This is a genomic window from Thermoplasmata archaeon (assembly GCA_038729465.1).
Classification (GTDB): Archaea; Thermoplasmatota; Thermoplasmata; order Thermoplasmatales; family ARK-15; genus JAVRLB01.
This window is the reverse complement of the sequence record JAVYRZ010000002.1, coordinates 36,498-60,196: the sequence shown is the minus strand read 5'-3', so window position 1 is coordinate 60,196 and position 23,699 is coordinate 36,498. Positions and strand designations below refer to the sequence as shown.

General features: G+C 35.1%; 26 protein-coding genes. 7 read left to right on the top strand and 19 right to left on the bottom strand.

Translation table 11 applies throughout. The features are described 5' to 3' along the window. Positions 1-36 precede the first annotated feature (36 nt). The 8 genes from rpl12p to QXQ25_01105 form a co-directional block, all read right to left on the bottom strand. A complete protein-coding gene (gene rpl12p, locus QXQ25_01140) occupies positions 37-339 on the bottom strand; it encodes a 50S ribosomal protein P1 (protein ID MEM0160311.1) in 303 nt (100 codons plus the stop codon). Positions 340-343: 4 nt separating this feature from the next. Beyond that, positions 344-1,198 carry a 50S ribosomal protein L10 gene (locus QXQ25_01135; protein ID MEM0160310.1) on the bottom strand — a complete coding sequence of 285 codons (855 nt, stop codon included), beginning with the start codon at positions 1,196-1,198 and terminating at the stop codon, positions 344-346. A gap of 2 nt (positions 1,199-1,200) precedes the next feature. After that, positions 1,201-1,845, bottom strand: a complete 645-nt coding sequence (locus QXQ25_01130) for a 50S ribosomal protein L1 (GenBank protein MEM0160309.1) — start codon at positions 1,843-1,845, stop codon at positions 1,201-1,203. Between the two features lie 83 nt (positions 1,846-1,928). After that, positions 1,929-2,405 (bottom strand): 50S ribosomal protein L11, encoded by a 477-nt coding sequence (locus QXQ25_01125; protein MEM0160308.1) that lies wholly within the window; start codon positions 2,403-2,405, stop codon positions 1,929-1,931. Positions 2,406-2,410: 5 nt separating this feature from the next. Continuing rightward, the gene (locus QXQ25_01120; protein ID MEM0160307.1) at positions 2,411-3,352 is read right to left on the bottom strand and encodes a transcription elongation factor Spt5; all 942 of its coding nucleotides are present in this window, start codon (positions 3,350-3,352) and stop codon (positions 2,411-2,413) included. 12 nt (positions 3,353-3,364) lie between these two features. After that, positions 3,365-3,586, bottom strand: coding sequence for a protein translocase SEC61 complex subunit gamma (locus tag QXQ25_01115; protein ID MEM0160306.1), 222 nt, complete (start codon positions 3,584-3,586; stop codon positions 3,365-3,367). A 17-nt stretch (positions 3,587-3,603) separates the two neighbouring features. Next, positions 3,604-4,677 (bottom strand): cell division protein FtsZ, encoded by a 1,074-nt coding sequence (ftsZ, locus tag QXQ25_01110; GenBank protein ID MEM0160305.1) that lies wholly within the window; start codon positions 4,675-4,677, stop codon positions 3,604-3,606. 140 nt (positions 4,678-4,817) lie between these two features. Next, positions 4,818-5,528 (bottom strand): peptidylprolyl isomerase, encoded by a 711-nt coding sequence (locus tag QXQ25_01105; protein MEM0160304.1) that lies wholly within the window; start codon positions 5,526-5,528, stop codon positions 4,818-4,820. A 155-nt stretch (positions 5,529-5,683) separates the two neighbouring features. Here QXQ25_01105 and QXQ25_01100 point away from each other — a divergent pair, with 155 nt between their 5' ends. Next, complete coding sequence (locus QXQ25_01100; GenBank protein ID MEM0160303.1) at positions 5,684-6,517, top strand: radical SAM protein; 834 nt, start codon at positions 5,684-5,686, stop codon at positions 6,515-6,517. 52 nt (positions 6,518-6,569) lie between these two features. Here QXQ25_01100 and QXQ25_01095 read toward each other — a convergent pair whose 3' ends face one another. From QXQ25_01095 to QXQ25_01085, 3 genes are all read right to left on the bottom strand, one after another. Next, positions 6,570-9,614 carry a CARDB domain-containing protein gene (locus QXQ25_01095; GenBank protein MEM0160302.1) on the bottom strand — a complete coding sequence of 1,015 codons (3,045 nt, stop codon included), beginning with the start codon at positions 9,612-9,614 and terminating at the stop codon, positions 6,570-6,572. 163 nt (positions 9,615-9,777) lie between these two features. Continuing rightward, positions 9,778-11,133: a CCA tRNA nucleotidyltransferase gene (gene cca / locus QXQ25_01090; GenBank protein ID MEM0160301.1), complete on the bottom strand. Its 1,356-nt coding sequence runs from the start codon at positions 11,131-11,133 to the stop codon at positions 9,778-9,780. Further along, positions 11,120-11,467, bottom strand: coding sequence for a nascent polypeptide-associated complex protein (locus QXQ25_01085; protein ID MEM0160300.1), 348 nt, complete (start codon positions 11,465-11,467; stop codon positions 11,120-11,122). Before QXQ25_01085 ends, cca begins: the two co-directional genes overlap by 14 nt. 96 nt (positions 11,468-11,563) lie before the next feature. On the opposite strand from QXQ25_01085, the gene QXQ25_01080 reads away from it, so the two are divergent. Then, positions 11,564-11,809 (top strand): DUF3783 domain-containing protein, encoded by a 246-nt coding sequence (locus QXQ25_01080; protein ID MEM0160299.1) that lies wholly within the window; start codon positions 11,564-11,566, stop codon positions 11,807-11,809. On the opposite strand, the gene QXQ25_01075 is transcribed toward QXQ25_01080, so the two are convergent. Beyond that, positions 11,801-12,715 carry a polyprenyl synthetase family protein gene (locus QXQ25_01075; protein MEM0160298.1) on the bottom strand — a complete coding sequence of 305 codons (915 nt, stop codon included), beginning with the start codon at positions 12,713-12,715 and terminating at the stop codon, positions 11,801-11,803. The genes QXQ25_01080 and QXQ25_01075 overlap by 9 nt on opposite strands. Positions 12,716-13,362: 647 nt before the next feature. Here QXQ25_01075 and QXQ25_01070 point away from each other — a divergent pair. Genes QXQ25_01070 through QXQ25_01050 form a run of 5 tightly spaced genes read left to right on the top strand, consistent with a single transcriptional unit; the run spans position 13,363 to position 16,713 of the window. Then, positions 13,363-13,596, top strand: coding sequence for an Lrp/AsnC ligand binding domain-containing protein (locus tag QXQ25_01070; protein ID MEM0160297.1), 234 nt, complete (start codon positions 13,363-13,365; stop codon positions 13,594-13,596). A 20-nt stretch (positions 13,597-13,616) separates the two neighbouring features. Next, the gene (locus tag QXQ25_01065) at positions 13,617-13,916 is read left to right on the top strand and encodes a hypothetical protein (GenBank protein ID MEM0160296.1); all 300 of its coding nucleotides are present in this window, start codon (positions 13,617-13,619) and stop codon (positions 13,914-13,916) included. Positions 13,917-13,947: 31 nt separating this feature from the next. After that, positions 13,948-14,433, top strand: coding sequence for a 5-(carboxyamino)imidazole ribonucleotide mutase (gene purE / locus QXQ25_01060; GenBank protein MEM0160295.1), 486 nt, complete (start codon positions 13,948-13,950; stop codon positions 14,431-14,433). Positions 14,434-14,445: 12 nt separating this feature from the next. Beyond that, entirely contained in the window at positions 14,446-15,408 is a 963-nt protein-coding gene (guaA, locus tag QXQ25_01055; protein MEM0160294.1) for a glutamine-hydrolyzing GMP synthase, read from the top strand. 9 nt (positions 15,409-15,417) lie between these two features. Continuing rightward, on the top strand, positions 15,418-16,713 hold the full coding sequence (locus QXQ25_01050; protein MEM0160293.1) for a tRNA(Ile)(2)-agmatinylcytidine synthase: 1,296 nt from the start codon (positions 15,418-15,420) through the stop codon (positions 16,711-16,713). Between the two features lie 9 nt (positions 16,714-16,722). Here QXQ25_01050 and fen read toward each other — a convergent pair whose 3' ends face one another. The 7 genes from fen to nuoL all read right to left on the bottom strand — a co-directional run. Beyond that, entirely contained in the window at positions 16,723-17,742 is a 1,020-nt protein-coding gene (gene fen, locus QXQ25_01045; protein MEM0160292.1) for a flap endonuclease-1, read from the bottom strand. Between the two features lies 1 nt (position 17,743). Next, entirely contained in the window at positions 17,744-18,436 is a 693-nt protein-coding gene (gene radB / locus QXQ25_01040) for a DNA repair and recombination protein RadB (protein MEM0160291.1), read from the bottom strand. A gap of 44 nt (positions 18,437-18,480) precedes the next feature. Continuing rightward, complete coding sequence (locus tag QXQ25_01035) at positions 18,481-18,729, bottom strand: hypothetical protein (GenBank protein ID MEM0160290.1); 249 nt, start codon at positions 18,727-18,729, stop codon at positions 18,481-18,483. Next, a complete protein-coding gene (locus QXQ25_01030; GenBank protein MEM0160289.1) occupies positions 18,726-19,097 on the bottom strand; it encodes a hypothetical protein in 372 nt (123 codons plus the stop codon). Before QXQ25_01030 ends, QXQ25_01035 begins: the two co-directional genes overlap by 4 nt. Further along, complete coding sequence (locus QXQ25_01025) at positions 19,098-20,507, bottom strand: NADH-quinone oxidoreductase subunit N (GenBank protein MEM0160288.1); 1,410 nt, start codon at positions 20,505-20,507, stop codon at positions 19,098-19,100. Between the two features lie 2 nt (positions 20,508-20,509). After that, on the bottom strand, positions 20,510-21,979 hold the full coding sequence (locus QXQ25_01020) for an NADH-quinone oxidoreductase subunit M (protein MEM0160287.1): 1,470 nt from the start codon (positions 21,977-21,979) through the stop codon (positions 20,510-20,512). Further along, positions 21,976-23,699 (bottom strand): NADH-quinone oxidoreductase subunit L (gene nuoL, locus QXQ25_01015; protein ID MEM0160286.1); only part of this gene is annotated, 1,724 nt, incomplete at its 5' end. The genes QXQ25_01020 and nuoL, both read right to left, overlap by 4 nt.

Here is a 23,699-nt window from a genome sequence, read left to right as displayed (position 1 = left end):
TTTCACCAAAAAAATAAAAAGAGATTTCTGTTTAACTTAACCAAACAGAGATCCGAGTCCAGCCATGGCCTCTTCTTCATCTTTCTTTTCTTCTTTCTTTTTTTCTTCTTTCTTCTCTTCTTTTGCAGGTTGGGCCGTTGCTGCTGCCGGTGCTGCCGATGCAAATGCAGTAGCTTTAATTGCTTCGTCTATGTTTATGCCTTCTAGAGAAGAGATTAGCGCTTTAATCTTAGCAGTATCTGGAGCTGCTCCAGCTGCTGTAATGATCTTTGCAATGTTCTCTTCTGTAATTTCTTTTCCCAACGTATGCAATATCAATACACTGTATACATATTCCATTTTCTTAACCTCCATTTTTGTTTTCTAACATTTTATTTAGTGTCATCATGCTCAAGTTCGCTTGTTGCAATAATATAGCAATAGATTCTGATGAATAAATCTTGCTACTTACGGCTAGAGAAAGTGCCTCTCTGTGCGCATTAGCCAAGAATATCGGCACTGTGCTCTTTGTGAAGTATCCTATATTCAGTGCAAGACTTGTACCGTACATAGATGTCTGTCTTAACAGCTCTAAAGTCTTATCACTATCCACCATCAATGCCTCTGCATTATATACTATTCCCTCTTCATATATCGCCTTAAGATCCAAACCTATAGTTACTGGAAATATCTCAAGCTTAGAGAGCATTTGTGCCATGTCTTTACTGATCACTTCACCTTTTGATACTACTTTCTGCTCTTTCTTTATTACCACTTTTCCTTTTTCTATTGCTGCCGGTATTCCTACTTTCTGAAAATCACTGACTATAGGACCCGGTTTAAACTGTGTCTCTCCCTCATGAACTTCAATGTCCTCTTCAGCTATCTCTCCACCTTTGGCCGCAGCTTTGGTCTTGGATTTAGAGATTATCTTTGATAATTTGAAAGGATCAGTGTTTCCAAGAATCAATCCTGTTTGATCTGATATATGTTCTGTTAACTTTTCAAGCCCGTTTTTGGATTTGGCAGCTTCTTTTAACGCGAGGGATATATAATTATTTTTGCTCACTACAATCTTTGCATTACCACGAAGCGTTCTTCTGATTGTGTTGATCTGTGTGCCTGGGATACCTCTGATGCCTACAATACCAACAACATCATACTCAGAAATCATCTTTACCAGGTCGTTCACAAGTCCCATCTTTTGTTGTGATACCATATTCATCGCACCTCAATTTTGATCGCTGGACCCATGGTCGTTTTAACATAGAGAGATTCTATATTATATTCTCCATTGTCCATCTTCGCAGTTATTTTCTTCACTACTTCCTGTATATTCTGAGCCAGTATCTCAGGAGCCATTGTCTTTACTCCTATCGGTACCTGAAACGTTCTTCTATCTTTCGTTCTGGCCTTAACCGTTTTTCTAAGGTTTTGAATCAGTGCCGCCGGGTCTGTACCAACTCCTATAGGCCTTGCCATCTTTCCTCTCGGCCCTAAAAATATACCAAATACCTTACCTATCTTGGTCATTAACGGTGCCTCTGCCAAAAAATAATCGTAACTGTTCGCAAATTTCCTGGCTTTTCTCTTGTTTTCTACAATAGAATCAATCTCTTCTGGCATTATCACTCTGTCCGCTACCTTTCCAGCTTTTAATGCAGTCTCTCCCGACGCAAACACTGCTACTTTTATGGGTTTGCCTCTGCCATTAGGTAAAAGAATCTCTTCGTTTATTCTCTTTTTAGGATCTGATAAATCTATATAACGCAAATTAATAGATAGCTCCACACTTTCTAAAAACTTACGTTCTGGAGACTTAGATATAGCTTCTCGAACTGCTTCTAATACTTTTTCATTATCCATTTTATTTGACCACCCTGTAGTATTTTTATTTCGAGTTTTTAAACTCTCCTACAGCTTTTGTAGTTGAAATGGTTACCTCTATATTAACTTTCTGGAACTTTTATCTCTTCATTCTTGATCTTTTTCTGCATCTCTCTGGGATCTAATCCTTCTACCGTTACCCCTAGCGAAACACAAGACCCGATAATCTCAAGTGCCATTCCTTTTAAAGTGTAAGATAGAGAATTAGACATCTTCATTTTCGCAATCTTATAAACCTGCTCCAACTTCAGATCTCCAATCTTCTGAGTCTTCGGATTACCAGACCCTTTCTCAACCTTTAACTCTTTTATAATTAATGCACTGGCTGGGGGTGTACCCACTTCTATCTCAAATTTCTTTGTTGCTGTATCTACTTTTATTGTTACTGGTACCTGCATCCCTTCATACAGCTTTGTTTTGTCATTTATCTCTTTTATTATCTGGCCTATATTCACACCTAGTGGCCCAAGTGCTGGGCCTAAAGGTGGTCCGGGGGTTGCCTTGCCTCCCTCTACCAAACTTTTAACAATGTTTGCCATTTTTATCACTCCTTAGCATTTTCAATTAATTTTACAGAATCAGCCCTGACGTTCAAAGGAATCGGCACTATAGCCTCTATAAGTTCTACTATAATGTTGTTTTTAGTTGCATCGATCTCTATGATCTTTGCTCTTTCCCCTTTAAACGGACCGTCTATAAGTTCTACAATCCCGCCAACCATCAACCCTTCAGTCGCTGGCTTTGGCGTTAAATAGTGTAATACTTCGTCAATATTCATCTCTCCCTTTACTACACCTTTTATTCCCTTTACGCTCTTTACAAAAGATAGTATCTGATCCGGATGCAAAGTTTCTACAAAAATGTAACCTTTTAGCTTGGAAGGTACCATTATTGCATATACGTAATCAATCTTGTTTATAATTATTTTTTTGCCCAGATCCTGCGCTACCGATACTTCTTGCCCAAGCGAGGTTTTTATCGCTACTATTGTGCTCACTAGAACTATGGATACTATATCTGAATCATAAATCGTTTTGTCTCTCAAAAATGATGCGGTTATCTCAAAATTCGACGCATCTCCCAGTGCAGATCCTTTTGGCGTACTAATCTGCAATAGTATGCTCTTTTTCGCTCTCCCTCCGATTTCTATAGTTCTTTCAAAAATCTTATTTAGATTCTCGCTTATCAGATCATTTATCTCCTGTTTCCCTACATAATCCCTGTTTTTTGATTTTGATTCTTCGAGCCCAGTAGTTTTTATAGCCCATTCTAGATCTCTATCCTGCATGTGAAAAGTGCTTTTTATAGAAAAAGATACATGCTCTTTGTTGTCTGTGAGATTCTCTATAGTTGCAGTTATATCTGCCGTTCTTCCTGATGACATCTCGAAGTTTTTCTTGCTCAGTGTTAGCTTTATCAACTTGTTCTCAGTGTTTTTAGGTTCTTTCGTTGAATTAACTTGCCCATTATCGTCTGCAATTATCATCTTCTTTACCCTTTATGGAATTTTTACAAGAATGGTCATAATGTAGTAAATTAGGAACCCTATGCCACCAATCAGCGCTAGACCTGCACTTGTAATTTCTGCGGTTCTTATATACTCTTCATGTGTTGGCTTTCGTGCCATCTTTAATATTCTAGAATACTTCCCTTTACCTATCTGTGAAAATCTGTCATCCAGATCTTGTTGTAAATCATCAAACTTATCAAATATTCCCATATTAATTAACCTCTATTTCATCTTATTACTTCTAGTTTCCCCTTACTCTTATCTAAACTTTTCGCATCTTTTATACCTGTGATCACAAGCATTACGCTCATCATATTCCCTGCCTCTGCTTTTACTGATGAGCCCCATATAATCTTCGCATGCTGGTTCAGTCTGGCAGAAACATTGGCAACAATCTTTTCCGCCTCTTCTATTGTCATATTCTCACCGCCAACCACATCTATCAAAGCACCTGTAGCACCAGAAATATCAATGTCTAACAGCGGAGAGTTTAAAGCCTCGTTAAGAGCTTCTTCTGCCCTGTTTTCACCGTCGCTCTCTCCAAGCCCAATCATCGCCATACCACCATCTTTCATTATGGTCCTTAAATCATTAAAATCCAGGTTTACAAGCCCTGGTTTCGTAACCATGTCAGATATGCCTCTGATAGCTCTCATCAATACCTCATCTGCTACCCTGAATGCTGCGTTTAAAGGTAACCTCGGAACCAGCTGCAATAATTTATCATTAGGAATTACAATTGTAGTATCCGCAGTTTCTTTCAGTTTTTCTAAGCCTATTAAAGCATTATCCATTCTTAATCTGCCCTCTGCAGAAAATGGTAGCGTTGTGACAGCTATAACCAATGCCCCTTCTTCTTTCGCAATCTTAGACACTATAGGAGCACTTCCTGTACCAGTACCACCGCCCATACCTGCGGTAACAAAGACTATATCCGCACCTGCTATAGCTTTTCTTACAATATCCTCAGCTTCTTTTACAGCTTCTGCACCAATCTCCGGCAATGCCCCGGCACCTAATCCTCTTGTTGCACGCTTGCCTAAAAGTATCTTTTTTTGAGATCTTGTAATTAATAAATGCTGTGCATCTGTATTTGCAGCAATTAACTCTACATCTTTAATGTTAGAATCAAAAATTCGTGTGATAGTATTTGACCCAGATCCTCCACAGCCAATGATCTTGATACTCGTTTTTAACTGCTTTAAAAGCTCTGTTAATTCAGTATCATCTTCACTAATACTCTGTTCTGGAACCGTATTATTACTATTTTTTGACAGTAGCTCTTTTACTAATGAATTCATAACAATTACTCCTACTCAATTATAATGTCAAATTCATTAAAGACTTAATTAATATAAATCTTATGGTTTTAATCCCATATTTATTTTTTAATATTTAAAAGTAATAATGCAATTAGATACAGAAGATAAAAGAGAAAATCTTACTTTTTCTCTTCTACTGTCTTTTCCTCCGCCTTTTTCTCTGGAATATATGTTTCAATGAACTTTATGGCTTTATCCGTTTTTTCTCTGATATCTCCGACAATACCAAATTTAGAAGTTGCCCACTCTATCTTATATTTTGCACTTTCAGCGAGGTTTATCTGTATGTCATCGTTGATTGCTATTTCAAACTTATCCACATCTATACCATATCTTATCTCAATTATACTGCTTATCTGGCCTTTTAAATCTGTCACAATTTCTCGTACTGTATATTTATAAAATAGCGTTTTACCGGCAAGTGGATTATTATAATCTACTACTACCCTCCCCGGAGTGACTCTCAAAACTTTACCTGTTTTTTTGTTTAATGTTACAAATTTGCCTACTTCTGGCTCAACATTTTCCTTTTGAAAATCTCTGAATGAGTGAACTTTTACTAGCTTATTATTTCTAATACCATATGCCTTTTCAGGCTCGATTGTAAGCTCCACTTCTTTCCCCACTTCAGCATTAATAATACTGTCTTCAAAGGCTTGAATAAGCATTTTCTTGCCTATAAAAGTAACCATAGGCTTGTATTTTACGTTAGGATCATAAATCCCATTTGCTTTAGCTGTCTCTTCCAGTGTAGTTTCAAACAATGTTTTTTTATCATTTTCCACAATCCAAAGCTCATAATCGAACTTAACGATATCTCCATTATTCATTTTAATGTCACCATAGTACTTTTTTATTCAATCCCATATTCTTTGTTCTTATATAAGTATTTCGTAAAAATATTTTTTTACGAATTTTTTGCGTAAATAGAATAGTTGACCAGTACACCAAAATTTTATATAGTCATATAATTTGTTGAACTTTTGTGATCTTGGATTTTTATTACCCGGGAAAAGCTTTTCCTTCGTTTTCAGTTACTGGCAATGCCTGTGCTCTTAACTGCAAGCATTGCAATCATTATTATTTAGAGACTATGTTAGCTACTACTACCGCAGATTCTCTCTACAGTTCCGCAAAAAAATTAGCAGATTCTGGTGGCACTGGTTTTTTACTTAGTGGAGGATCAGATATTACAGGAAAATTGCCAATTTATAAATTTAAAGATGTTGTAAAGAAAATTAAACATGATTTTAATTTAATGGTTAATGTGCATACGGGATTGCTTGATAGTGAAGATATAATAATGCTTAATGAAATGGATGTTGATAATGTCTCTTTTGATATGGTTGGTTCTGATAAAACTATAAAAAATGTATTTGGAATAGATAAAACAGTGGAAGACTATGCTAAAAGTTTAAAATTGCTGGATCTGGCCGGGATCAATTATACTCCACATGTTGTTATAGGCATAGATTGGGGCAAAATAGATGGAGAATATAGGGCGATAGATATTCTGAAAATGCTGGATAATTTTAAAAAGATTATATTTATTGTCCTGATACCAACAAAGCATACTGCTATGGAACATATAGACCCTCCAAAAATAGAAGATATAAAAGATGTATTTAAATATTCAAAAAGTAATATAAATAAAGAGCATGTGCTAGGCTGCATGAGACCAAGATATATGACAGAAATAGAAACTGCTGCAATAGATAATGGATTTAAGGGAATAGTTATTCCGTCTAAAAATACAGAGAAATATGCATTATCACTTGGATATAATATTGTAAAACATAATTACTGCTGCTCTCTATGATATTTTAATATATAACCAGTTTTTAAAAAAATTAAAAAAATGAAAGATTTTTTTAATCTTTCTTTTTGAAAAAAGATCCACTTTTCTTCTCTTCTTTCGGTTTAGCTTTTTCGACTGCACCTTTTTTCTTGAACTTTGTCTGATCTGCTCTGCTCTTGTTTAATCTAAATGCTACAAAAGCCACTACCACAATTATTACGATTATACCGATTATTATTGCAGGTAATACCCACCCTGCTTGGTTTACAGATACTGTCTTAGACATAACATTGTCTCCAAGATATATAGCTGGCTCTGTAGGAGTATATGCCCTAACCTTTAATGTGAAATTGCCTGAGGATGAAGGTGTCCATGATATTTTCAGTAAAGCTGATTTGCCGTTTAAAAGATTTGTATAAGAAGTATTAGAATATACTTTCCCATTAACATAGAGTATTATATTATACTGAGAGGCAGGTGCATTGCCAGTATTACTGATGTTTACGTAAATGTAACTTTGTGTTCCTACCGTGAATGTGCCGGTCCAATTAAAGTTGTTTAAAACTAAATCTGGACCAATTGGTGTAACCTGTAGACTTGCATTGTAAACATTGTAATTTCCAGATCTATCTGAAACATTCAATAATACATAATATAAGCCATATTTAGAGAAATTTAAATATACTACTGGGCTTGTCATAGTGCCATTTGTAATATTGTATGCTGTACCACTAGCAAGAGCCGTTCCATTTGAGCTATGTATAGACCAAAGGTAACTCACAATTACTCCGTTTTGAGGATCTGTAGAGTTCAAGCCATCAAGTTTTATTATTGAATGTTGTGGAATGCTACTAACTTTCACACCTGTTTGGTTATACATTAATATTACTGGATTAGGCTTCATAATGTCCATGATTTTAACAGGTATGCTTATAGTTACACTGTTATTTACTATATCTGTGTATGTGACATTGATCCAGTCTACTTTATTTCTGGTCGGATAGTTTATTGATGCATTATTAAAGTTCCCGGACATTTTCGTATTGTTTACGTCCCAGATTACAGTTACCGGCTTATGTGATAATATCTGCCCGTTAATAGTATCGTTTGTGTAAAGTGCACTAAGTTCAAACAGTTGTGTTTCATTGATCTTTATCTGTGGCAATATTGCTTGATTCACTCCATTTTGCTCTGAAACTGTTGCAGTTCCAGGCTGTCCATTAAGTAAATAAGCGACTTTATTAGTTGCGTTGGAAACAGTCCAACTAATTATTGCTTTATTGTTAATTTTTATATTAGAATAGGTATTAGGATAAGCACCATCTGCATATATTGTTATATTTGTTTTATTGGTATTGGATGCAATATCAGTAATGCTCAATTTAAGTGTGTGTATCCCGGGAGTAAGTGATTGTGTTTCATTCACAAACCCGGTTCCGCTTGCTATGGTCCCATTATCAAACTGCCATGAATAGTTAGTGTTCTTCCAATTCGCACCTGAGATAATATCACTAATTGCATTCGTTGCATTATATGAGACCGGTTTGTTGGCCGGTACTATTATCGTGTAGTTAGTGCTGCTCTGGTTCAATATATAATTATTATTCTGAATACCTTTCCAGTATAATGCAAATGAGTAAGAATTTAATACTATAGATGGGGCTTGTCTTTTCTCAAGTTTTAATAATATGGTGGAAGTAGTTGAAACATTGTAAATGTTAATATTATTTATATAACCAGAAATATTCGCACCGCTTATTGAATTTACTCTTTCGTATTGAGAAGGTATGCTTATTGAATAACTGTAGTTCAACCTAGCTCCAGCATTGTTACTATTTGTGATATTTAGATTTACAGGTATATATCCAAACTGAGATATTGCAGAGCTGACATTAATTGCGGGCTGTGTGTATGTTGCGCTTACTGTGACTGTAAATCCAGCAAAATTTATGGTAAATGGTTGAACGCTCACTCCCTGAAGTTGATAAAAGTTGTTGTCTACGAGTATCATATTGTTTGTATACTTTTCGATGCTATTATAAAAATATTGAGAAATTGCTTGATTGTTATAATTTCCATATTTAAGCTGATAATAAAGGACTCCGATATTATTATAATTAAAACCGCTGATTACAGACTCATTGTTTAATTGAATTGAATACTTATATGTCAAATTATTAAAATCAGAACTTAATGTATAACTTTCCATTATATTGTTCATAACCTTGTTTAATGTAATTGAATGGTATCCTGATTGAGATGTAAATGTGTTTATATTATAACCATCAGCAGTTAATACTACATAATAGGTTGTCGAAGATGGCACATAGAAGTTAAAAGATCCTCCATTGGAATCATATTGATTGAAAATTAGAGTTTGCCAGAGTTGGCCATTGCTCTGATTTATTAATGTTGCCCTTATTGTACTGCTTACTGGTAAACCGGTACTAGAATCATAAACTGTACCGAATATATGATTGTAATTTCCAACGTTAATAGTTTGCGATACAGAAGTAGAAGTTACTGAAACAGAAGTATAGTAATAGTTATTACTGCCTCCTTCCACATAGGATATCTTTAAATTTACGGTCCCATAAGTCACATTAGCTGTGATTTCACCTGTAGAGACATTCGTAACACCAGAATAAAATTCTAAACCATATGTGGTATAATAACTTACTGTTGCACCTTTAAGTGGTGCGTTGTTTGAGTATATATTTAGGCTCAGAGTATTATTTAAAGCAGTTCTATACATTGTCAGATTAGTATTGATACTGCTTGACGATAAAGTTATTGGTTGTTTTACCTCCTCATATACATAGCTACCTAAACTTATTGAAGGTGCATCTATAATATAGTTACCCAAAGGCACATGGAATATTACAGTCGGATTAGAAACCTCAGAAGCTATCACATTACCATTATAATCTAACAGATTTACCACTACATTACTTAAAAGATTTTCTCCGCCTGTTTGCGTATCTTTATACATCATACTTATACTTATATATCCCTCTGTTGGTTGCTGTGCAGTCACATTTGCTGCCACTAATAACGAACTCGCTAGTAACACTGACATTACTATTATCACTAATATTTTATTTTTCGGATTCTTCAAATTTGATCCCTCCCTAGTTGGTAGGGTGTGTTAAAAGGAGAAATTATAGTAAGATATATAGTTTTTCTTTTTTGGGGTTTATAAATAAATATATGTTAATTTGATTATTTTAAAGGCTAATCAATAGCCTATTATTTTAACAACTAATTTTATATAAATATATTTAATATTCCCATGGAAACTTATAGTCAAACATAGTATACAAATCAGAAATTGGGATCATTCTAACTCCATCTTTAAGATTGTATATCTCAGCTTTGTGTTTTAGATAATCTAAATTTTTGCCTATGTTTGACTGCTCTAGCTCATATTTTAACTTCTCAGCTAACAAATATTGATCATTTCTGAGATCAATATATAAGCGATCATTTTCTATGTATGCCCCTTTTAATACATTTTCATTATCTTTCCATTTTTCTATAAAATCTGCGATGTTTTTGCTCCATAGTGGTGGACCTTCATGCTTTATGACTCTTGGAATTTTAGCAACGCTTGATTCTATAATTATGAAAATATCTCGATCTGTAACACTGTGAAAAATATTTATAATGCCAAAATCTTCTAAATTAGTTTCTATAATTTTCTTGAGCCTGTATATTTGAGGATACAATATGTCATCTACCAGATCAGGTCTTGGCATTTTTAAAATAATGACTTTTGAGCCGCGGGCTTTAATTTTCTCTATTATATCTTTAAAGCTCATCTTTCTTTCTTTCCTGAAGAAAAATGATAAACTAGGGTTTTTCAAAAAACTCATAGCTGCAAATTTAAAGATAGAATAATTGTGTCTAGATAATGCTGCGGCTACATTCCTATTATTATCAACAGGATCTATATAGATTAAAGGGCTGTTAAATTTCTTGATCAGTTCTTTTTTATATGCCTCATCAATCTCTGTATTATATTTCAATACTGTGTATTCGCACCAGTTAGTGCTTTCTTTTAATAAATTGATAAATGTTCCGTATTTCAAAATCAATAGCTCAGTAAGATATCCAGAAAATCCCTCTATTTTTGCCTCTGCGCCATATATCTCAATGCCTTTTAAAAATGCTTTTAGTAAACGAACTTCGTTTTTTTGTGAATCTTTTAAATTGCTAAGTATAAATTCAGTGTGAAATGGAGTACGATCCACCGTGCTTATTTTCTGGGCTGGATTATCGATCTTATAACAAGGAACTAAATCCACCTCAATTTCTTCTATTTTTCCACTAACGTATGGATGCTGTGCATATTTAAGGTCATAATTCTTAAATACAGAAGAACCTATATTTATTATGTATTTTTTTAATAAAATTTCTTCATATTCTTTTGAAAATCTAACAAAAAAATCAATGTCTGTATTGTTTATATAAGTATCTTTTGCAACGCTACCAACCAGTACCACATCTGCATCTAAATTCAATTTTTTTATCTCTAAAATTATTTTAGATTTAGTATCTACAATAATTCTTTCAAGTTTATCTCTTTGTTGCGGCGAAGGTACTATCTTTTTCAAAACTTCTTCAATTAGATCCATGTTTATTCATTATGTATATTATCGCTTCTGCAGGCGATCCATTAGTTGATTTCAAAGCTTCAATAGCCTCTTCTTTGGATACATTTGTTTGAGAGATTACAATATTCAGATCTTCTTCATTGTAAACTGGTTTTTCTTTATCTATTTCTTTCATATCTCCGATTATCTGCAATACTTTCTGCCCTTGTACCTCTACAACTGTAATTTTAGGATTCGAAATCTTATAATCTTTGAAGATCCCTTTGATGTATACTTCTTCAGCCTCTATATCTTTAGTTTGCATGCCCATCTTCTTCATCATCTGTTTCATTTGCCTTTCATTTACGTGCATCATAATATACCTTATTTCAATCCTATTTTTTAATTTTGTGTTTCTCTTTTAATTTTTTATTGCAAAAAATTATATAAATTGATCTTTTTACCAATATTTATGTTCAAGAAACTAGATGACTCTGATATTGCTTCTGGAGAAAGAAAGGTGATGATCTTACATGGCTTTTCAAATAAAGAGATTAATATCATATTCGAGCTCTTAAAAAATAACGAGTCTTTGAAAAAAACTATTGTTGCGGTAACTACTCCAGTATCTATTGAATGGAAAATAAAAGACCTGATCGGAGAACTGCTTCTGGAAGATGAAGCTTTAAAGAATAAAAAAGTGAATAACTCAGATTAAAATGTTTTCTAGTGTTTCTTTAACCTGCGATACATATTCATTAGTTTCTCTGAATATTTCCACAATTGAATATACCAAAAAAAATCTTAAGGTATCAGTAAGATAGAACTCTTTATTTTTGTTGAGTTGATTAAATTCTTTTTTTATCCAGTCTAAAACAAAATTAAATGTTTTGTCTTTATTTGAGATATCTATTCCTTTTTTAAGCAGGTAGTATTTAAAAAGCTTGTTGCTTCCGCCACCCTCTTCACTTAAAATTGCGCCGATAAAATCATCACTTATCTGATAAGATATTCCTAACAATCTCCCAAAATTCTTAGCTTCTTCTATAAACTGCTTGGACCCTTTTACTATATAAGCACTTGTTTCAACCGCACCTTCAAATAAGGATCCACTTTTTAAATCAATTACGTTTAAATAATCAAGTTTATCATGATTCTTTTCTTCTTCTGCGATAAAATCAAGATATTGGCCGTAAGAGGCTCTTTGCCATGTTGAAATACCGATCCTTACAAATTCTTCTCCTTCGTTTCTTGCTATATTTAAAGACTCTGAAATAAGTATATGCGGTAATATTATACCCCTTTCAAGGCCATATTTAACCCAGAACGATTCAGTGCCTCTTCTTTCTCTTGTCCGATCCATAATATCGTCGTGAACTAAACTGGCTGAATGTCCTAGCTCTGCACTAACTGCCAGATTTTCAGTTTTTATAGTATTTCCTTTGTATGCTTCGCTCGCTATTGTTAAAAGCAAACCGCGCAGTCTTTTCCCATGTATAGTAATATATTTTATTAGATCAAATATTTCGCCACTGTATCTATTTCTAATGTATCTATCTATATTATTATCTATATTCTCTTTTTTATTCGATAAACTTGATACAAATTCATTATATGTACTCATATTTTACTCATTCCGCATAAGCTTTAGTATTTATTAAATTTTTTTATTTAGTGTCGCAATTATAAAGTAAACAATCTGTTATTTTTCTAGCACTAAGTATTTTTAGTAGATCTTTATAGTATTTGTGATACCTTCACAATGGAGATCTTGCCTCTTTTCTGATTTTTACAAAATCTGCTTTGTTATAGAGATTCTTAGAAAGATGCGCGAGACTTTGAATATCCGCATTTCATGAACCCAGATCTTCTCAACCATCTTGACTTTCATAACATACTCCGATGGAATGATAAATTCAAAACTTCATTTGCATTCATTACGATAACATAATAACATTATAGATACTTATCAGTTTAATTACGTATATATCGATGCCCTTGATAACCATCTTTGATAATACTGTTTGTGATGCATGAGTATTTTCTAAACCTAGAAACAGGTTTTTACAGATTCACATTTGAACATGAGCTCTTTGATCTCAGGCGTAAGATCGTATGTTTTTATATAGACCGTTGGCCTGTCAATTGATAAAGATTAGATAAAAAACATATAGATTCTATGGAATCCTAAATGCTCAACGTAAATTGACACCTTCACATTTTAGAAAGTTTTATAATATGGATAGATATTACTTTTAATAGGTGATTTTAATGGCTGTCGGCTTTGTGTTAATTAGTACTGCGCCGGGAAAAGAACATGATGTATATAACGCATTAAAAAACATTAAAGAAATTGTAGAATTGCATCCATTGTTCGGAGAATATGATTTAATCGCTAAAATAGATGCCAAAGATTTCAATGAATTAGGAAAAATAGTGGTGGATCAGATCAGAAACATTGCGGGTGTTATAGATACAAAGACGTTAACAGGAATTAAATTCTAAAACTATGAAGGTGCTAAAAAATGTTATCTTTAGACGCATTTATTGGAGTTATTATATCTTTGTTTGCTCTGACATTATTTATATTGGGAATTTTTACAGCCTATTTTGGTAGTGGTAAGAGCAGAGTGGCAGGATCAATACTATTAGTTGTAGGCCTGGTAATTGGGATAATATATATATTATATAAATACAGCATTCAGCATGAGGTTGGCTTTATGACTGGGCAGATAATATATCCAACGTTATTTTATGCTGGCGCTGCCATTATTGGAGTAGTTATTGGGTTTTTGATATTTTTAGCAATAATAATGAAAACATAATATTTATTTACTGTTTCTTTTTTTCCTATGTATGGATATTGAAATAATTTTAGGAAGCAAGAGTGACTTACCTGTATTAAAAGACTGCATTTCTGTTTTAAAGCAACTTAAAATTGAGTATAATATATCTATAATATCTGCACATAGATCTCCGGATCATTTGAGAGATCACATTACTAGAAGCGATGCAAAGGTATTCATAGCGTTTGCTGGGCTAAGTGCTGCATTGCCAGGATTTATAGCTTCATATACTCTAAAACCGGTGATAGGTGTTCCGCTATCAGGGAAGGTACCATACGATTCATTGCTCTCTATGGCACAGTTGCCAAAAGGTGTTCCTGTTGCAGTTGTTGGTATAGATAATGCCAAAAATGCAGCTTTGCTGGCGGCACGTATTTTAGCAGTGGGTTCAGAAAAGTTAGCTGATAGATTGAATAAATTTCAGAGTGAGGATATAAAAAACATAGAACAGGAAAATGAGAGAGAACTAAAGAGTTTCTTAGATCAGGATAAGTAGGAGTGAGTATAAATGACTAAACTTAAGATTTTTGATCCGTCAAAATTTGTTGAAGAGGTTATATTAAATATCAGAGAAACTATAAAAAATGATAAGGCAGTTATTGCAGTATCTGGCGGGGTAGATAGCACAGTAGCTGCGATACTTGTAAGCAAAGCTATAGGAGCTAATCTAGAGGCTATATTCATAGATACAGGTTTGATGAGAAAATATGAAAATGAAGAAGTTATTCAGATGTTGAAGGGCTTGGGCATAAATTTTTTAAGTTTATCAGAGATCGATACATTTTTAAATGGTTTGAAAGGAATAGCAGATCCTGAACAAAAAAGAAAAGTTATCGGAGAAACATTTATAAGAATATTTGAGCGAGAAGCACAGAAGTTTGGAGCACATTATTTAGTTCAAGGCACAATAGCACCAGATTGGATAGAATCTGGGGACGAACTGAGAGAGACCATTAAGACTCATCATAATGTAGGGGGCATACCAAAAAATATCAAATTGAGAATTTTAGAGCCATTGAGAGATCTTTATAAGGATGAAGTCAGGGAATTAGCAAGATATCTGGGACTTAGTGTTTCTGAGCGACAACCGTTTCCTGGCCCTGGCCTTGCAATAAGGGTTATGGGCGAGATCACTTCTGAAAAATTAGAAATTGTGAGAGATGCAAACTATATTTTTGAAACTGAGATATATAAAGCGGTAAGAGATTCAAAGATACAGAAACCATGGCAATTTTTTGCGGTATTATTATCTACGAGAAGTGTAGGGGTCCATGGAGACAAGAGGGCATTTGGATATACTATTGCACTGAGAGCTATAGAGTCTATAGATGGAATGTCTGGCACGTTCAGCAGAATACCTTTTGATTTATTGGATGAGATTTCTATAAAAATTACAAATTCAATTAAAGGCGTTAACAGGGTTGTTTATGATATCACTAATAAGCCCCCTGCTACAATAGAATGGGAATAGGCTCTGTAAATGGCAGGTATATATATCGGAATAGATGATACCGATTCTACAGAAGGGATGTGTACCACATATCTAGCAGTATCATTAATTGAGAATTTGGGGCTTGACCTTATTGGATACCCAAGGCTTGTGCGTCTGAACCCAAACATACCTTGGAAAACCAGAGGTAACGGTGCAATTTGCCTGAAATTCGGGAAAGGCACAGGCCCAAAATTTCTTGCAGGTGCTATAAAAGGAAATAAGATATATGCATATTCCTACTCAAAGGATATTCATATAGATCCTGATGTTGTGGATAATGTAAAAAGAATTGTTGAAAAATATGCGATATTTAAAGATGAAAACACAAACCCAGGAATTGTGATATCCAGCAAGAAGCTTAGCGAAAAAATGTACTGGAAAGCTGTGAGATCAGTAGTAAATATAGACGATGTTGAAAAAGAACTGGGCAATACAATATTTAAAAAATATAAGAATGGGAGGGGCATAATCGGTGCTTCTGCAGCAATAGCATGGAGAGCAAAACGCAAAACATACGAACTTATAACATATCTGAATGAGAAGCAATGGTTCAATTCTAGAGAAATCAAGACAGAAGAAGTGATAGAACTTGACCAGAAGCTAAAGCATACTTTTGATAACTATGACTACAGAAACAAGCATATCTCTATCAAGCCAAACTCTAAAACTCCAGTTTTATACGGAGTAAGGGGCACAGATCCTCGAGAGTTACTGAGATGTCTGAAAATAATTACGGCTGAATTTGAAAGTTACCTTATTTTTGAGACAAATCAGGGTACTGATGATCATATACTGAGAAAAAAAATTGTGAATATCAGAGAATACGAGAGCGTAATGTTGATAGGAAAAGTGATATCTTCGCCAAGAATAATAAAAGGTGGGCATGTGCTCTTTGAACTCTCTGACAAAACTGGTAAGATCACCTGTGCTGCATATGAACCCACCAAGGAGTTCAGAGATATTGTTAAGAATCTTGTGATAGGCGATGAATTAAAGGTGTTTGGCGGAAAAAGAAAAGGTGAAAATACGATCAATATTGAAAAAATAGAGATTCTAAAGTTGCAGAAAATAATGAAAAACATACCCCCAATCTGCCCAATATGCCATAAGAAGATGGATTCTATTGGCAGAGAAAAAGGATACAGATGCCGAAATTGCGGTACTAAAAGTGTTAATTACGAACAGGTTGAATTATCCAGATCGTTAGAATTGAATTATTATGAGGTTCCTAGTATAGCACGTAGACATCTATCTAAACCTATAAAACTCATGCAAAAATTATGAAAAAAAGTATCATAGCCATTCGCTTAAATCTCTCTGAGCCTTATTCTTCTGGACCATTTTCAATTTTTCAATGGTAGAACTTACCCGTTCTTTTGAAAAATCATGCTCTTCGCATAAAAACTCTGCCAGTTTCAAATCGTCAATTTGTTTCCATTCAATCTTATACTCTGGAGCTATATCCGGCTTTAAAAATATGGATCTCACCTGTTCATAATTTTCAATCATAAATCCTTTTTCTTTTTCTATGCTCTCTAAGTTCCCATATTTTTTAATGAGCAAAAGTGCTTTTTTTGGTCCTATATTTTTTATGCCTTCATTGAAATCCGTTCCTATCAAAATGCCCATATCTACAAGCTGTTCACGTGTAATCTGCAAATTTTTTAAATTTTTAGACAAGTCTATTATTTCAGGAGAGATGTCTTTATAAACTTTTTTGCCAGGCATCTTCCTCTTTCCGGATACTGTAAGGTTTCGCAGCAAATATGGGGTATTGAACAAAAGAGAATCGTAATCTTGTGATCCAACTCCGTATGCGTCTCCTTTTCTGGCCATATATGATGCCTGTGCCTCACCCTCAGAAGGTGCCTGAATCCACGCTATGCCCATATAATCTAACAATTTTTTGGACTCTTCAACCACCTCCCTGTTCACCCTTGAAGATTGCTGAGACCATTTTCTAGCCTCTTCCATATTCCCAGATTCTATTGCCGTTTTCCATTCTGCTTCTGCATTGTTTCTTATCGCGTTTCTTTTCTCAATAACTGATCTTTTTAGTTCCGGTGGCTTTCCGTCAAACACATATACTGGTTTAATTCCAAACTCTAATATATTGCTGGTCCTGTAAAAAAGTCCGGAGATATGGGAAGTAATCCTGCCAGCAGAATCCTTTAACGGTGTTCCATCCGCCTGTCTTATTATAGAAAGAAACTGATACAGAGCATTGTAAGCATCAATCGCTATTACTTTCCCGCTTAGATCTCTAAATTGAATGCTTTGGATATCCAGGATAGAAGATATGTCAACTCCCATTTTACTGATCCTCCATGTCTCTTTCAAAACCAATGTTTGTGATTTTTAAAGTCACTGTTCTACCTTCTTCTATGGACCTGTGCTTCTGAAGTATTGCTTCTCTTTTCCCCCTTCCAACCTTTCTAAGCAGGATTATGGTTTTTGCTATATGATTTAGTATATACCCTCCTAATGGCATAATATCTTTAGTGTTAATATCCAGGTAAACCTGGTTGGTTACAAGCACTGCAACATTTCTTTTTTTGCTTATTTTAGATAGATTTGTAAGCTCCTTTGATAAGAACAGTTTTGCTTTTGTGGATGTTCCGTTTGAAAGCTCTGCCCTGTAAAACTCGGTAAGTGAATCTACTATTATCAGCGATATATCTTTTTGCTCTTCTATTAATGATATTGCCTTGCTCATCATCTCCTCTTGATCTTCTATAGAGTAAGATCTGAAAAAATAAATGTTTTTCAATGTTTCTTCAGGCGCATTGTTTAATATCTGATATAACCGCTCTGCAGAAATTCCTTCTGTATCCACATAAACAACTTTATTTCCTTTTTTAGATTCTGTTATTGCAGTTTCTATGCAAATATTAGTCTTCCCTGACCCACCTTCCCCAAATATCTCTGTAATATGCCCTTTTTCAATTCCACCATTCAAAAGCTGGTCAAACGCATCGCATCCCGTAGATACTCTATCTATTCTCATCTAAATAATAATTATAAAAGAGATATTTAACAACTTCTATTTTTTCAATATATTGTTAAATTATATTTTTCTTTTACCTCTATAAACTGCTCTCTGCTCTTAATATTTAATATCTCACTGATCTCAACCATATACTTGGTTATTTCCTTATCCCACTCTTCACTTGCAAGTTTCAATCTCTTTTCAGTGTCATCAAAAAATAGCTCTTCATAGTGTTCTTTCAGGCATCTCAAACACTCAACAGCAGATTCTTCAGATTTATGTTCCTCAAATTCTTTGAAACAATGATTCATAAATCGTCACACCTCTGCATATTAAATGCTGGATATGCTGGATCATAACGATTCAATGAATATTCTAGTCTGAAAATATATGCCATAGCCGCTACTTTAGGATCTTCAATATCTAGCTTGTTATATAGATAAAAATCAGGATATGTTTCTGCAATGTTCAACAACTCAGCTCTTGCAGCGTTCATGTCAATCTTCCTCTCCAGAACTTTCATGTTTATTTCAGCAAACTTGTATGCACCGTCCGCATATTTTGAACCTTTATTCTTTATGGCATATTTCTCTATTTTTTTAAGTGCATTGTACGCTTTTTTTATGTCTCCATTGATGAGCTCGGTATCATAAATAGTCAAGTAAAAATCAATAATCATTTATATCCCTCCCAAGAAAACGGTAGCAATATGATTTAGAGAACCGATCAGGTAAGGACTGAGAATTCCCAATAGTATCACTGCCATCGCTGCTATAAATACCGGAATCATAATCTGTGATCCTACTTTTATCGGCTCGTTTGACGGTTTCCAGTACATGTACATAATTACCCTGAAATAATAGAACACTGATATCGCACTGTTTATTATTGCTATAATGGCAAGCCACAACAAGTTAGATTCTATCAAGGTCAGGAATAAATAGTATTTTCCCACAAACCCTAGAGTTGGAGGTATTCCGGCGAGTGACATTAACAACAGCGCAATAGATAGCCCGAACAACGGTGCTTTTTTACCGAGCCCTGCAAATCTGTCCAAAAATGCGTCACTGCCTTCAAAAGGACTCGTCGCTATAAACAATCCTGCTTTCATGAAAAGATAGGCAATTGAAAATATGAGCAATGCTGCAAGGCCATACCCTAAGATCGTATTATTGTAAGTGTATCCGGCAATGACAAAAAACAAGCTAAGATATCCTGCATTGGCAATGGAAGAATAAGCAAGCATTCTCTTTACATCTTTCTGGACCAGTGCAACGATGTTTCCGAATGTCATGGTCAATACAGATAGTATTGCGAATATTATGTACACATCATACTTCATCCCATAAAATGCAAATAATATAAGTCTGACAATAGCTATCAAAGCCATCAATTTGCTGCCTGTTGACAGAAATGCAGAGAGCGAAGATCTCGCGCCAGTATATGTATCCACTGCCCAAGAATGGAACGGAAACAGTGCAAGTTTGAACCCAAATCCCACAACCAGCAATACTAATCCGATTATTGAATATGTGTTAGATACTGTATACAAAGCGCTAAAGCTGAACGATCCAGACGCTAGATACAAATATGATATTCCAAATACTAAAAATGCAGAAGATACTGCACCTGTAACAAAGTATTTCAAAGATGCTTCCAAAGCTCTCTTTTCTTTGTTATAAGCGGTAAGTGCATATGTAGCAATACTGGACGTCTCAAATGCAACAAAGATCATCACAAGATTATTTGAAAAGGATACAAACATCATTCCCAGTGTTGCAAACAGGAGCAGTGCATAATATATTTCAGGCCTGGACTTAGTATCTCTTACTGAAGAGTAAAGGGTAAACAGTAGCGCTGTAATGAACAATAGATTAAATATATTCCCCAATGACGTGATCTGAATACTGTTTGACAGCAATGTTGCAGTGTTCGAAAAGTTTAACAGTATTGTTGCAAGAGAAAAAAGTGCTACAGCAGCAGAAAGTCCTGCCAATACTTTGTTATTTTGTGTTGCCATTCCTACTAATATCACTAAGAATGCACCTATTCCTATTATGAGCTCTGGATAAATTGGAATAATATTCACTTTTATGCACCTCCACTAAATAAGGTAATTATTTTAAACAACACTGTTGGATAGATACCCAGAAACAACGCTATCAATACTCCCATAAGCATTGGCCAGAACTCGTATCTGGTCATATCTTTAATATTTCCTAAAGTTTCATTATATGGCCCAAATATGGCTCTCTGCAATGCCCATAAATGATAGCTTGCCACTAGCACCACACCCACCAATATCAGCAGTATTAGATAGTGTATGAACGGATACACTCCTATTATTATGGAAAACTCGGCTATAAATCCTGCAAATCCTGGCAGGCCCAGCGAGGCCAAGAACCCGGCGGTCATAATAAAAGCCAGATATGGCATTTTCTTGGTCAGTCCGCCAAGATCTCCTATTATTCTGGACTTTGTAGCTCTCTCAACCGCTCCAACTGAGCCAAATAATATCACTATTATTATGCCATGAGCAAACATATAAAACATTCCACCCGCAACTACCAGATTCCTGATTGGTCCAGTGAACATTATGCCTATTGCAACCGCAATGGTAATAAAAGACATATGGCCAATGCTCGCATAAGATACCAGTCTTTTCAGGTCTTTTTGAGCTAGTGCCGAGAGAGATGCATAGAGCAAGCTCAATATCCCAAGCCCTAACAATATATAATATTCAGTAGAGTTCATTATCGGAGCAAAAGATAATATGAATCTGAACAGTCCGTAAGCGCCCATCTTTGACATTACCCCTGAAAATATCATGCTTGCTGAATCAGGGGCTTCTACATATGCGTCAGGAGCCCATGTATGTAATGGTACGGTTGGTAGCTTTATGAGAAACGCAAGCATGAATCCAAATACTATAAAACTGCTCCAAAGCGTTGGGATGTGCAGCGAGCCAATATTTTGCAACAATACAGGAATGCTGAACGTGAAATAATTCTGTATTCCATTATAATAATATAAGGTAAATATAGAAAGTAACATAAACAGAGATCCCACGTGAGTATATATCAGGAACTTGATGGATACATAATCTTTTCTCGACCCGCCCCATCTTCCGACCAAAAAGTAGCCGGGAATCAATACAAGCTCCCAGAATATGTAAAATATGAAAAAATCCAGAGATATAAACACGCCCATCAATCCGAATTCCAGGAATAATAGCAATCCATAGTACAGATTTTCTCTCTCTGTGTGTTTCTGATACCACACTGCGATTAAAAGGACTATTGAGGTCAGTATTACAAGTGGAAGACTCAGACCGTCTAATCCCAGATAAAAGCTAATCCCATACTGCGATGATAACGAAATGTTTAAAACTAGCTGATAACCAGAGACAAATAAAAACTGTGTAAAGAGATAGATTGAATATACAAGAGTTACTAATGTGCCCGCTACTGCAATGTACTTGGAATATTTAGATCTGGTAAAGAACAGGATCAAGCTTGTAATGAGGGGAATTAATAGAAGGATAAGTAACAGATAGCTCATAGCCATACCCCCCAGATTCTAAGTATTATTAATAACAATATGGCACCTATTATCAAAAATGCAGTATAGTTCTGTATAACTCCAGTCTGCAATTTTCTCGAAATCCTTCCCGTTACATATACAAGTTTCGCAGCTCCATTTACAATTCCGTCAATTATATACTTATCAAACAAATAAGTAATCATAGAAACAAACACCACTATCCTTTCAGCAATTAAGTTTGTGAAGATATAGTCTAAATAATATTTAGATTTCAAAAGTGTGTAAAAAGGACCGCTTCCTGCAGCTACTTTTGAGGCATCCAGCTTTCTGTTGCCATAGAATACATACGCAATGCCTAATCCTGCAAACATCAATATTGTTGGAGTATATTCTATCAGTAGGTTCACATGATCGGATGGTATGCCAGATACATATGAATAAAAAGGATCTTGCCAGATTCCGAAAACAAGTGACAATGCAGCTAAAACCACGAGCGGTATGATCATTATCCATGGTGGGTCTTTTGCATGCTCTGCAGCATAGGTTTTTGGTTTGCCTAGTGCCACCAAAAAGAACATTCTGAATGTGTATAATGTTGTTAAAAATGCACCCAGCACTAGAAACAACCATGGTAATATGTCCCCGTTAGCTTGGTAAAATACATACGCTAAAGATATTATCTCATCCTTGCTGAAAAATCCTGCAGTTAACGGAAATCCTACCAGTGTTAATGCTCCTATGAACATCATGGTTATTGTAATTGGCATCTTTCTCCATAATCCGCCCATCTTCCTAATATCCCTAGTATCTAACAATGCGAATAGTATCGCACCGGCTGACAGGAATAACAATGCTTTTAAAAACGAGTGAACAATCAGGTGATATATGCTCGCAGAAATTGCAGCCTGGCCGATAACTAATCCTATACCCAGAGCAGCAAGCATGTACCCTAATTGGCTGATTGTTGAATACGCCAGAACTCTCTTTATATCATTAACAACAAGCCCAAGCGTTCCTGCATAAAATGCAGTGAATGCACCCACAAAGAGCACTGCCATCAATGCAGTGGTCGAATCTAAGTATATTGGAAACACTCTTGCAACGAGATATATTCCTGCAGTTACCATCGTGGCAGCATGTATCAACGCAGACACTGTTGCAGGCCCTTCCATCGCATCAGGAATCCACACATGCAACGGGAACTGAGCAGATTTGCCCATTGCTCCACCCAGGAACAGTATACCTATGAGTGTCAAGTTGGTGGAACTGATTTTTGATATATTTTGCAAAAATATAGGGATGGATAGAGGATCGGTTATTCCAATATTTACCATTGAATAGTATAATACAGCAATACCAAATAAGAACAACACATCTCCCACTCTGGTCACTATAAATGCCTTCTTAGCCGCCGCAGCCGCATTAGGTTTATACCACCAGAACCCGATCAATAGATATGAACACACACCCACAAGTTCCCAGAATATAAAAAACAAAAGCATGTTAGAAGTGAGCACAAGCCCAAGCATTCCAGATGTAAACAATGCAGTTTCGGCAAAATATACGTTTCTAGCAGGATCTTTTCCCATGTAACCGATCGCAAAAAGATGTATTAAAAACGATACTCCAGAAACCATTAAGACCATTACCAAAGCTAATGAATCCAAATATATACCAAACGTAAAATTGAAGAACCATGGAAACGTTACAATAACAGGGTTAAGCTGTATGTTATGCC